The sequence below is a fragment of the uncultured Caballeronia sp. genome, assembly GCF_964243625.1.
Classification (GTDB): domain Bacteria; phylum Pseudomonadota; class Gammaproteobacteria; order Burkholderiales; family Burkholderiaceae; genus Caballeronia.
Genome location: NZ_CAXTGZ010000157.1, coordinates 1 through 11,721, shown reverse-complemented (window position 1 = coordinate 11,721; position 11,721 = coordinate 1). Strand labels below are relative to the sequence as shown.

At 61.0% G+C, this 11,721-nt stretch carries 12 protein-coding genes; 7 read left to right on the top strand and 5 right to left on the bottom strand.

The window, feature by feature from the left end; translation table 11 throughout:
• Both ACFFAR_RS13120 and ACFFAR_RS13115 read left to right on the top strand, forming a co-directional pair.
• Positions 1-368, top strand: a 368-nt coding sequence (locus ACFFAR_RS13120) for an ABC transporter permease subunit (RefSeq protein WP_375507979.1), incomplete at its 5' end; no start/stop codon positions are given.
• On the top strand, positions 365-1,978 hold the full coding sequence (locus tag ACFFAR_RS13115; protein ID WP_086380569.1) for an ABC transporter ATP-binding protein: 1,614 nt from the start codon (positions 365-367) through the stop codon (positions 1,976-1,978). The genes ACFFAR_RS13120 and ACFFAR_RS13115, both read left to right, overlap by 4 nt.
• A gap of 29 nt (positions 1,979-2,007) precedes the next feature.
• On the opposite strand, the gene ACFFAR_RS13110 is transcribed toward ACFFAR_RS13115, so the two are convergent.
• The gene (locus ACFFAR_RS13110; protein WP_056365551.1) at positions 2,008-2,223 is read right to left on the bottom strand and encodes a DUF2945 domain-containing protein; all 216 of its coding nucleotides are present in this window, start codon (positions 2,221-2,223) and stop codon (positions 2,008-2,010) included.
• A gap of 103 nt (positions 2,224-2,326) precedes the next feature.
• Positions 2,327-3,391: a hypothetical protein gene (locus tag ACFFAR_RS13105; protein WP_069638385.1), complete on the bottom strand. Its 1,065-nt coding sequence runs from the start codon at positions 3,389-3,391 to the stop codon at positions 2,327-2,329.
• 662 nt (positions 3,392-4,053) lie between these two features.
• On the opposite strand from ACFFAR_RS13105, the gene ACFFAR_RS13100 reads away from it, so the two are divergent.
• The 3 genes from ACFFAR_RS13100 to ACFFAR_RS13090 all read left to right on the top strand — a co-directional run bounded on the left by ACFFAR_RS13100 (position 4,054) and on the right by ACFFAR_RS13090 (position 7,071).
• Positions 4,054-4,863 (top strand): EAL domain-containing protein, encoded by an 810-nt coding sequence (locus ACFFAR_RS13100; protein ID WP_075359205.1) that lies wholly within the window; start codon positions 4,054-4,056, stop codon positions 4,861-4,863.
• A 259-nt stretch (positions 4,864-5,122) separates the two neighbouring features.
• Entirely contained in the window at positions 5,123-5,977 is an 855-nt protein-coding gene (locus ACFFAR_RS13095; protein ID WP_174362717.1) for an oxidoreductase, read from the top strand.
• 68 nt (positions 5,978-6,045) lie between these two features.
• Entirely contained in the window at positions 6,046-7,071 is a 1,026-nt protein-coding gene (locus ACFFAR_RS13090) for an aldo/keto reductase (RefSeq protein WP_062002832.1), read from the top strand.
• Positions 7,072-7,089: 18 nt separating this feature from the next.
• Here the strand turns inward: ACFFAR_RS13090 and ACFFAR_RS13085 are convergent, their stop codons facing one another.
• Both ACFFAR_RS13085 and ACFFAR_RS13080 read right to left on the bottom strand, forming a co-directional pair.
• The gene (locus ACFFAR_RS13085) at positions 7,090-7,674 is read right to left on the bottom strand and encodes a MarR family winged helix-turn-helix transcriptional regulator (RefSeq protein ID WP_062170667.1); all 585 of its coding nucleotides are present in this window, start codon (positions 7,672-7,674) and stop codon (positions 7,090-7,092) included.
• A gap of 68 nt (positions 7,675-7,742) precedes the next feature.
• Complete coding sequence (locus ACFFAR_RS13080) at positions 7,743-8,669, bottom strand: LysR substrate-binding domain-containing protein (RefSeq protein ID WP_174362718.1); 927 nt, start codon at positions 8,667-8,669, stop codon at positions 7,743-7,745.
• A gap of 127 nt (positions 8,670-8,796) precedes the next feature.
• Between ACFFAR_RS13080 and ACFFAR_RS13075 the strand changes: the two genes are divergently transcribed.
• Both ACFFAR_RS13075 and ACFFAR_RS13070 read left to right on the top strand, forming a co-directional pair.
• Positions 8,797-9,585 carry a transporter substrate-binding domain-containing protein gene (locus tag ACFFAR_RS13075; protein ID WP_174362719.1) on the top strand — a complete coding sequence of 263 codons (789 nt, stop codon included), beginning with the start codon at positions 8,797-8,799 and terminating at the stop codon, positions 9,583-9,585.
• Between the two features lie 43 nt (positions 9,586-9,628).
• Entirely contained in the window at positions 9,629-10,750 is a 1,122-nt protein-coding gene (locus ACFFAR_RS13070; protein WP_174362720.1) for a succinylglutamate desuccinylase/aspartoacylase family protein, read from the top strand.
• Positions 10,751-10,757: 7 nt separating this feature from the next.
• Here ACFFAR_RS13070 and ACFFAR_RS13065 read toward each other — a convergent pair.
• A partial coding sequence (locus ACFFAR_RS13065; protein ID WP_375507978.1) for an MFS transporter occupies positions 10,758-11,721 on the bottom strand: 964 nt, incomplete at its 5' end.

Here is an 11,721-nt window from a genome sequence, read left to right as displayed (position 1 = left end):
GCAACCGTTCGCTCGATTATGTCCGCGCGGCGCGCACGATGGGTCTTTCGAACTGGCAGATCATGTGGCGTCATGTGCTGCCCAACAGCCTCACGCCGGTGATCACGTTCCTGCCGTTCCGGATGAGCGCGGCCATTCTTGCTCTGACGAGCCTCGATTTCCTGGGCCTCGGCGTGCCTGCGCCAACACCGAGCCTTGGCGAGCTGCTCGCTGAAGGCAAGAACAATCTCGACGCATGGTGGATCTCGGGCGCGGCATTCGGCGCGCTGGTGATCACGTTGCTGCTTTTGACCTTCATGGGCGACGCATTGCGCAACGCGCTCGACACGCGCACGCGCGGCTCCGCTTTCGGAGGCGCGCAGAAATGACGACGCCCTTGTTGCAACTCGATCACCTCTCAATCCGTTTCGGCGATAAAACCGTCGTCCAGGACCTGAGCCTTTCGATTGCGCGCGGCGAACGTGTCGCGCTCGTCGGCGAATCGGGATCTGGCAAGAGCGTGACGGCGCTGTCGATACTCGGGCTCGTAGAAAGCGCGCGCCAGACCGGGCGCATCCTGCTAGACGGCGACGACCTCTTGCAAAAGACCGAGCAGCAGATGCGCGGCATTCGTGGCAGCGATGTCGCGATGGTCTTCCAGGAACCAATGACCGCGCTCAACCCGCTGTTCACCATCGGCAAGCAGATCGCCGAGAGCTTGCGTCTTCACGAAGGCTTGCGGCCGAATGCGGCGCGCGAACGCGGTATCGAATTGTTGAGGCGAACAGGGATTCCCGAACCGGAGCGCCGGATCGACAGTTATCCTCATCAACTGTCCGGCGGCCAGCGGCAACGCGCGATGATCGCCATGGCGCTCGCGTGCCGTCCGCGCCTCCTTCTCGCCGATGAACCCACCACCGCGCTCGATGTCACCGTGCGCCAGCAAATCGTGGATCTGCTGATCGGCTTGCAGGAGCAGGAAGCGGCAGAGCGCGGGATGGCAGTGCTGCTCATCACCCATGATCTGAACCTGGTGAAGCGCTTTGCGCAACGCGTCGCAGTGATGGAAAGGGGCGTGCTGGTCGAGACAAACACGACCGCCGCGCTGTTCGCGAATCCGCAACATCCTTATACGCGCCGTCTGCTCGCCAGCGAGCCTCAGCGCGCGATCGAATCCATCGCGCCAAATGCGCGCAGGCTGCTCGAAGTGCAGGGTCTCGCAGTCGATTACCGCGCCCCGGCGAAAGGCTGGCGGTCCGCGTTCACGCATTCATCGTTCAGGGCGTTGCAGGACATCGATATCACCTTGCGGCGCGGCGAGACGCTCGGCGTGGTCGGCGAATCCGGCTCGGGCAAGTCGACGCTGGCGGCGACCATTCTCGGTTTGCAGCGGCCGTCGCAAGGCGCGATTCACATCGACGGGCAGCCCATGTCCACGCTCAAGAGCGCCAACTCGCGGCGGATGGTTTCATCGCGGCTGCAGGTCGTGTTCCAGGACCCGTACGGTTCGCTCTCGCCGCGCATGACGATCGAGCAGATCGTGGGCGAAGGAATAGCATTGCATCGCCCGGAAGTGGATGCGGCGACGCGGCGCCGGCGTGTTGTGGAATTGCTCGAAGAAGTGGGTTTGCCGGCCGACGTGCTGCCGCGTTACCCGCAAGAGTTTTCCGGCGGCCAGCGGCAGCGTATTGCGATCGCAAGAGCGCTGGCAGTCGAGCCGGAATTGCTCGTGCTCGACGAACCGACGAGCGCGCTGGATGTATCGATACAGCAGCAGGTGCTCAACCTTCTCACTCGCCTGCAGAAGAAGTACACGCTGAGTTACCTCTTCATCACGCACGACCTTGCAGTGATGCGCGCAATGGCGCACCGCGTAGTCGTCATGAAGGCGGGGAGGATTGTGGAGATCGGCGAGACCATGAAAGTGCTGCAAGCGCCCGAGCATCCATACACGCAGGCTTTACTGGCGGCTTCCCTCGTGGCAAGCGCGGCGGCCTGACTCAGGCCGCCGCATGTGTGCAGAGCCTGTCAGCCTTTCACCTTATGCAGCGCGCTGCCCTTGTGAACCGCGCGTTTGCCGCTCTTCTCGCTTTCGACTTCGTAACTCGGGTCATCGGCCGAGCCGTTGACCACGTGTCCGTCCACCTTCGTGTGCTCCTTGATCACGCGCGTGACGTGTCCGCTGGTTTCGCCTTGCGGGCTGTTCCAGCTCACGTGATCCTTGACCTTGAATGTCTGACTCATCGATATCTCCTTTCGGTGTTTGCAGCATCACGGATGCAACCCGTGTGCCTCGCCGTATCAAACATTCGATGAATCTGTATGACGTTTAGGTGCGCCGACTCAATCAGGAGACAGGCTCCTTGCTGTTTTCTTCCACGCGTTGCGACACACCTTGTGGCGCAAACGTCTCGACGGACGGCACTGGGACTGCACGCGCGATGGGGGGCTGCTTGCTGCGGCGGATCATCTTGCGCAGCCGGGGCACGACGGACGTCGCCGTAAAACACAGCTTGATGCCAAAACGTGCGCGGTTCAGCAAATGCGCTTTCGATACCGCCCGCCAGAACCGGGCCGGATTGAAATCCGCATAACGCGACTCGCGTTCTATCAGCGCTTTGCCATCGGGCAAGTGCACGAACGAGCAGTGCTGGAACCATCGGAGATCGCGATGCGTGTTGCCGGTCCAGTGCCTGCCGATGGCCTGGTACGCGCCCAGTTCGACAATCTGCTGGCCTTCGTCCGCGAGTGTGTTGAGCGCCGCTGAAACAAACGATTCGTCGCCATGGTGCTGAAGACGCGCAATGTGCTGGACGTACCGTTCGCAGTGCGCGCGGGCGCGCGGCACCAGCGTCTTGAGAAACGCCGGCGTGCTGATCAGGAACTCGCCGCCGAACCAGCGCGGATTGAGCAGATGCCGTCCCGCGACGATCTCGAGGTCCCGGATCACGCAGTCGCTGCCGTACGCGGGAAAGACTTGATCGGATATGTCGAACGCGCCGACACCCACGTCGGAGCAACGCTGAAGTAACTCCTGGTCGAGCGGTTCCATGGCAACGATGTCCGAGTCCAGCAGCATCAGCAAGGTGTTCGGCTTGAGCATGTTCGCGACCTGCTCGAGAAGATCCAGCTTGAAATGCGCGCCGTAAAACTCAATGTTCCGTGGGACGTTGATGCTCGTGATCAGCTCGACTACGTGTGGACGCTGCGCTGCCGGCTCGGCAGAACAAAAGGATTCGACAAGATCAGGCGCGTTGGTGAAAAGGGTAAGACGCGGCATGCCCGCGCGCAGCAGGCTTCTGTTCAGGCACAACGCCTGGCGTGCATAGGAGAGCGGATCTTTACTTGTGCTGTTGGGGCTGGCTGTCGCTTCGACATCGACGAAAACCAGCGTACAAGGAAAAATTTCCATTGTCTTGTCATCCAAATCGATAATCCGGGAATTTGTTGCTGATTTGAATCGGGCCGTATTAAATGGCCCGCGTTATAAGCATCGTGGAAGATACAAATACTATGTGTCCGCCAAAATGCCCGACACGTGAGCCATGAACCAATGTATTTGTGCGGTTTGTTTAATAGGGCCAAGCAACCTTGCTTAATCCGCCAGTCGGGCGTGATATTCGGGTGCGCCGTGTCGCAAGAGATACTGATCACCGGGCTTTATGCCGTAAAGCTGACTGAATTAAAACATTTGCCTTGGACGCAGGTTCATCCTGCCATTAAGACGGACGGCCGCGCCTTGTGCGTCGGCATTGACTATGACTCGAACTACTGCAGGGCGCGGTTTTGGTGTTCGCCGTAACAGCGGAAAAACGCTACGTAACATCGGCCATCGAAAGGCTTGAAAAAACGCCGGCTCCAATGGCGAAAGTCCCGCTAATGGCTTAATCGGTGGAGGTTAATGCGGTTCTGTTGCCTTCACCACATGTATTGGCGCCCGGATAATCCGTTGGCACGTCTTGTGCATGGTAGGCGGCGGTCTGCGAAATTTTCTGCCCATTAATCTTTCATAAGGCAGGCTGGACGTGGCGCGAAGGGCGGCGCCGCACATTGCGAAGCTGACGGGAGACGACAATGAAAATCAAAGAAAAAGAGCAGCTGTGTCAGCGGGTCAGGAGAGGATTGCGTGCCGGCGAGTTTGCTATGGCATTCCAGGGGATCTACCAAATGAAAACGGGCGCGTTGACGAGCGCCGAAGCCCTGATTCGCTGGCTTCATCCGGAATACGGCACCTTGCTGCCCGACGCGTTCATCAGCGCGATTGAAGACCCGCGGGTTGCGGCCGACATGACGTACTTCGTCATCAAGAGCACCAGTCGCCAGCTCGGGCAGTGGCAGCGCGAGGGGCGCCCCGTGTTCCCGATAGCCGTCAATGTGCCCCCGTCGGTCGCCATGAGCGAGCATTTCACGCAGCATGTCGAGCGGATTGCGCGGTCGAACGGAATCTCACCCGGACTGCTGCAGCTCGAGTTATCCGAGGCCGAAGATGCGACGCGCGTGCTGGCATCGAAGGGATTGATGGCGGGCTTGCGCGACATTGGCGTGACCATCGCCATCGATGACTTCGGCACGGGCTATTCATCACTGGCCATGCTGAGCGCAATGGACATAGACGTGGTGAAGCTCGCCAAGGAACTGCTGGTCGAAGTGCCCACGTGTCCGCGTGCTTGCGCGGTGGTATCGGCGATGCTGAACCTGTTGCAGACCTTGCGCCTCACGGTCGTGGTCGAAGGCGTTGAAACGCAGTCGCAGGCGAAGTGGCTGGCGCAATGGCCGCACGTGCTGACACAAGGGTTCTACTATGGGCGGCCGACCTTCGGACTGGCGAACGTTCCCGGCTGCAAGCGCGCGCCCGTGCGTCACCTGGAGCTGGTAAGCGCCTGAACGCGTCCCCCTGCGTCCCACTTTATCCTTCATCTTGTGCCCGGCTCGTTCGGGCCGCTTGTGCTGCAATCTCGCATCGCGAGTAAGCTTTAGCCGGGCGTCCATTTCTGGGCACGGTTCTGGCGACGCAAACAGCGCATCAACTCAGACACCCATCCCTTTGCCACGCCTCTCGCCGCATGGTTCGCGGCGAAACGCCCCGGCGAAAACCCCCTGCATTGATTCAACCCACTTTCTGAAAAATGAACAGGAGCTTTCCATGATGAATCGCGACAACCCCGTATGGCTGATCACCGGCTGCTCGACAGGTTTTGGCCGTGAACTCGCGAAGCTCGTGCTCGAGCGCGGCTGGCGCGCGGTGGTCACCGCACGTGATCCGTCGACGCTCAAGGACTTGACCGAAGGGTATCCGGAGACCGCGCTCGCGCTGCAACTCGATGTCACCAACCGCAAGCAGATCGAGGACGTGGTCGCTCAGTCGAAGCACAAGTTCGGACGGATCGACGCGCTCGTGAACAACGCCGGCTACGGTTATCTCGCGGCGATCGAAGAGGGCGAAGACGACGCCGTGCGCGCGATGTTCGAAACCAACGTATTCGGTCTCGTCGACATGACGAAGGCCGTGCTGCCCGTCATGCGCGAGCAGAAGAGCGGAATCGTAATCAATATTTCATCGATCGGCGGGATCACCAGCTTCGCGGCGACGGGCTATTACCACGGCACCAAGTACGCGGTGGAAGGCATCTCCGAGTCGCTGGCGCTCGAAGTGAAACCGCTGGGTATCGATGTGCTGATTGTCGAGCCGGGACCGTTCCGCACCAATTGGGCGGGTCCGTCGATCAAGCAGTCGGCCACGCGTATCGACGCTTATGACGCCACCGCCGGCGAGCGCCGCAAGCAAACCGAAGCACGCAGCGGCAATCAGGCGGGCGATCCGGTTCGCGCGGCACAGGCGATCATCGACGCTGCGTTGTCTGACACTCCGCCGTTGCGTTTGCTGCTCGGCAAGGCCGCGCTCGAACTCGCGCGCAAGAAGGTCGATCTGCTGAAGCATGACTTCGATACATGGGAAAAGACGACCATCGGCGCCGATTTCCCCGAAGGCTCGAAGTAATCCAGTGCGCCACGGACGGATAAACCGTGGCACTTTATCTCCCTTCACCAGGAAAGGAATCAACGGAAATGGAATATCGCTTGTTAGGCGAATCAGGATTCAAGGTGCCGGTGCTGAGCCTCGGCACCGGCACGTTTGGCGGCAGCAATGACTTCTTCAAGGCGTGGGGCAGCACGGACGCGGACGGCGCGCGCCGGCTTGTCGACATTGCGCTCGACGCGGGTGTTTCGATGTTCGACAGCGCCGACGTTTATTCCGACGGCATGGCCGAAGAGATTCTCGGCAAGGCGATTGCAGGGCGCCGCTCGCAAGTGATCGTGTCAACCAAAGGAACATTTCGCGCCGGCGCCGGTGTGAACGATGTCGGCTCGACCCGGCATCACCTGACCGAAGCCATCAACGGCAGTTTGAAGCGCCTGAACACCGACTACATCGACGTGTATCAGCTTCATGGTTTCGATGCGATGACGCGCGTGGAAGAAACGCTGCGTACGCTCGATGACTTCGTGCGCGCGGGCAAGATCCGCGTGATCGGCTGCTCGAATTTTTCGGGCTGGCATTTGATGAAGTCACTGTCGGCGTCGGACCGTGAGGGGCTTGCGCGGCACTCGGCGCATCAGGCCTATTACTCGCTGATTGGCCGCGATTTCGAGCAGGAGCTGATGCCGCTTGGCATCGACCAGAAGGTTTCGACGATCGTATGGAGTCCATTGGGATGGGGACGCCTTACCGGCAAGATTCGCCGCGGCACGCCGCTGCATGCGAACAGCCGTCTGCACGTGACGGCGGACAAGGCGCCCCCGGTCGCGGATGAATACCTGTACAACGTCGTCGATGCGCTCGATGCAGTTGCAAAGGAAACCGGCAAGAGCGTGCCGCAGATTGCGCTGAACTGGCTGCTGCAGCGTCCGACCGTGGCGAACGTCATCGTAGGCGCACGCGATGAAGCGCAGTTCCGCGAGAATCTGGGCAGTATCGGATGGTCGTTGAGCGCGGAACAAATCGCAGCGCTCGATAAAGCCAGCGTCACGACGCTGCCGTATCCGTACTGGCACCAAAGCGGGTTTGCCGAGCGTAACCCGGCGCCGGTCTGAAACACGTCGGTCTCGGCGCTAGTCTTCGACCGCCTCTCCACGCTCGGCCACCATGCGCCCGAGTTCCCGCGTCGACAACACCCGTCGGCGCGGATCCGTCGAACCCAGTTCATCTCCGGCCAGGTTTTCGATCACGGCGAGCAGCACCTTGCGCGCGGTCTTGATATCGCGTTCGCTCATGCCCGCCACGCTGATCTCGTTGACTTCCTCGGCAAGCGGCACGAGCTTGTCTTTCAATGCGCGCCCTTGTTCGGTCAGGAAGACATGCACGTTCTTCTTGTTATCGGGCATTTGCTGGCGCTCGACAAATCCCATGGCTTCCATTGCCCTCACGGCCGCGAACGTGGTCGGTTCCATCACGCCTGCCTGCGCGCTCAGTTCGCGCTGCGTCAGGCCGTCGGTCTCCCACAGGATCCGCAAGAAGGTCCAGTGCCCGTACGACACGGCATGTTCTGCCAGACGCAGTTGCATTGCCCGCACCATTGCCCGGGTTGCGTCCTTGACGAGGTGAGCCAGGCGATCGTTCGGCACGGTGTCGTGCCAATGACGCAGCATTGCCGCGGTCTCGCGTGGCGCCGCGTCTGATGATTTCTTGTCTGTCATGAAAGTGTCCAAATGCTGGAGGTGTCGCCTGGATCGACATGATAGCCGTTAAAACGCGCGGCATTTCGTCAGGCCTTGGCGCCCGAGTCCGGCATCATGCGTGCAAACGATACCGCCATCGACGCCAGTTCCTGCGCAACCGGCGTCAGTGGAACACCGGCACGTCTCAGGAGGCACACGCGCGTGCTCGGCACGCGTTCCCTGATCGGCACGACCGATACATGCTCGCGAAAGAACGGATGTTGTGCGAGGCGCAAGGGTTCGAGCGATAAATAATCGCTGTTCGCCACGCAGTGCAGCGTGTCGAATACGGCTTCAGTCGTGGCGGCAATGCGCGGCGGTTCGAACCCTGCATCGTCGAAGAGCGTCGACAGGCGATTGGCGACATCGCTCGCATGACGCGCCCGCGTGCTGACCCAGTCGCAATGCCGCAACGCACGCAAGGACTTCGATTTGACCAGCGGGTGATCGTGCCGTGCGATCACCGCGACCGGTGACTCGAACAGCGTGGTTGCATCGAGGTCGTGGATGTCGGCCTCTTGCGCCACCAGCGCGAGCGCGAAATCCAGGCTGCCGTCGCGCACCCACGCGGTCAGCACGCGCGACGTGGCGCTCGTCAGATGCACGTCGATACGCGGACAGCGCTCGCGAAAACTCGCGAGCAGCGCGGGGAAGAGGCGCATCATAGCTTCCGCCGCGACGCCGAGCGACACCTGTCCCGTCAGCTCGCCGCGCAACTGGCGCATTTCTTCTTCGGTCCTCGCGCATTCGCCGAGGATGACATCGGCGCGAATCCTGAGACGCTCCCCAGTCGACGTCAGCCGCGCCCCGCGATGACCGCGCTCGAACAACGGGCCGCCCGCGGTAATCTCGAGTTTCCTCAATTGCTGTGTCACACCGCTTTGCGCAATGCCGAGCCGGCGCGCGGCAGCTCGCAAACTGCCGGCCTCGGCGACTGCGACAAACACGCGAAGTTGAGTCAATGTCAGTTCCACGTGCACCGCCCGGGTGATATGTGAAAGTGATCATGATAAGTAAATCGCCCCTGTTTGAGTGCATTTTGGACTCTTACTATCCGAAATAGCCCTGTACAGACTGACAACCACCCTTGAGTGAGCGCCGATGAAACCCTTCCTTCCCGCACGCGCCGCTGCCGCGATCGCAATGGCCGCAGTCATGGTTTTTTCCGCGCCGGCCATGGCAAAGGACGCAAATGTATTGCGGCTTGGCATCGACCCGACGTATCCGCCCATGGACGTAAAACTGCCGGACGGCCACGTTGCCGGGTTCGACGTCGATCTCGCCGATGAAATCTGCCGCCGTATCGCGATGCATTGCGAATGGGTCGAAATGGAGTTCTCCGGCATGATCCCGGCGCTGCAGGCACGCAAGATCGACGCAATCATTTCGTCGATGGCGATCACTGAAAAGCGCATGCAGCAGATCGCGTTCTCGACCAAGCTGTTCCAGTTCAAGTCGCGGCTGATTGCCAAAGCAGGCGCGCCGATGACGGTCAGTCCGGACGGGTTGCGCGGCAAGCGCATCGGCGTGCAGAGCGGCACGCAGTTCGAAACGTATGCGCAAAAGAACTGGCAGCCGGGCGGCGCCGAGGTCGTGGCGTACCAGAGCCAGGAGGGTGTGTTCAACGATTTGACGTCGGGCAGGCTCGATGCCGCGTTGCTGGGATCGGTCGAAGCCGAACACGGCTTCCTGAAGACATCGAGAGGCCAGGGCTTTGGTTTTGTCGGCGGCCCGCTGGAGATGGGCGATCACGGTACAGGTATCGGCATGCGCAAGGACGACGCAGCACTCAAGACCAAGATTGATCAGGCGATCACGAGCATGCGCGCGGATGGCACCTATCAGAAGATCTCGCGCAAGTATTTCGACTTCGACGTGTACGGCAACTAAGCGGCGATCAAGCTGTATTTCAAAAGTTCTGCAGGAGCATTCAATGCACATTCAACACACGCCGCTGGTTTCCACTTCCATCGGCACTCATCGCGAGTTCGTCAGCTTTCACTTCGGCACGCCGGGTGCGGGGGAGAAGGTTTATATGCAGGCGTCGCTGCATGCCGACGAAACGCCCGCCATGCTCACCGCCTGGCGTCTGAAGCATCGTTTGAAAGAGCTGGAGAATGCGGGGCGTATCAAGGGCGAAGTGATCGTGGTGCCGGTCGCAAATCCGATCGGACTTTCGCAGCATGTGCTCGGACAATTCCTCGGACGTTTCGAGTTGAATAGCGGGCACAACTTCAATCGCAGTTTTCCGTTGCCTTCTGCGGCTGCGCTCATGGAACGCGTCGGCACGCAATGGACGCAGGACGCCGACAGCAACACACGTTTGCTGCGGCGCGCAGTATGCGAAATGCTCTCTGAAGTGAAGCCGAAGAACGAGTTCGAGTCGCTGCGCCGCGAGATGATGATCATGGCCGCGGATGCGGACCTCATCATCGACCTGCATTGTTCGCTTGAAGCCACCATGCACCTCTACACGAGCCCGGCGAGCTGGCCTGCGGTCGAACCGCTCGCCCGTTATCTGGGCGCCAGCGGCGTGTTGCTCGCGGCAGATTCAGGCGGCCAGTCATTCGATGAAGTCCACACGCAATCATGGAACGAGGTACGTGCGCTTCTGGGCGATACCGCGCCGCTCTCCGCGCCCAACGTGGCGCTAACGGTCGAGCATCGTGGACAGCGCGATGTGACCTATGAATTCGCGGAGCAGGACGCCGAAGGGATCATCGATTACCTGACGCAACGCGGCGTGATAGAAGGTGAGGCACGAGCATTACCGCCGCTCAATCATCCCGCTACGCCGCTTGCCGGCAGCGAACAGTTCGTTGCGCCCGTGAGCGGCGTGCTGGTGCATCGTGCGGCTGTTGGCGCTTACCTGAAGGCGGGCGATCCGGTCTTCGATATCGTCGATCCGATCACCGACGAAGTCACCACGCTCACCACTAAGAACGACGGCATCTTCTATATGCGCCGTGCGATTCGTTTTGTGATCGCCGGTGCGCCGCTCGGCCGTGTGACCGGTGCAGTTCCGTTCAGGACGGGCGTCCTGATCGGCGCCTGAGCCTGGGCTACTTCATCTCTGCAGCCGCGCCGCGTCCGCGCCCGCGCGCAGCGGAGATGCCTTCGCCCGCTTCGGGCGGCATGCGTGCGAACATCGGATAAGACGCCAGCACGACCAGCGCGGTCACGACAAACGCCGCAGCCAGTTGCCAACGTTGCGCGTGCGTTCCCGGCGACAGGATCATGGTGACCTGGATCGTGCCGGCGGCAACCGTGACACCCACCGCTTTCATCAGTTGCTGCGCGGTTCCTTGAAACGATGTCGCCGACGCAAGCTGACTTTTGGGGACATCGGCGAAGGCGAGCGCCCCCATGGTCGCGAAGCCGAGCGAACGCGAGAGCCCACCGAAGAGCAGCAACATGAATATGGCGGCAGCAGGCCAGCTTTGCGACATGAACGAGCACGCAACGAGCATCGCTGCAAATGAAACGCTGCCCGCGCACAAGACCGTGCGTACGGAGAAATGCCGCAATGCGGTCGATGTCATCGGCCGCATGCAAAACGACCCCAGTGCGCTTGCGAACGTGACGAGTCCGCTGGCGGACGCGCTATAACCAAAGCCGGTTTGCAACGTGAGCGGCACGAGAAACGGCAAGGCCCCCGCGCCCGCACGAAACAGGCTGCCCGCTATGGTGGCGGCATGGAACGTCGGAATGGCGAGCAGCGAGAAATCGACAGCAGGGTCGGGCACGCGGCGGCAATGCCTGACAGCGAGCCAGAAAAGCAGTACGCCCGCAGCAATGCCCGCCGGTGCTGCGAACGGCGGCAACACGTTGCGCCCGGCGCATTCGATGCCGATCATGAAGAGTGTCAGCGAACCGCCGATCATCACCATGCCGCGCAAGTCCGGAGGCACAGGACGTTCGGCCGGAGAGGCCGGCAGCAGCTTCCACGTCAGCAGGATCCCTACGATACCCACCGGCACGTTGACCCAGAAGATGCTGCGCCACGACAGCGCATCGGTCAAAAAC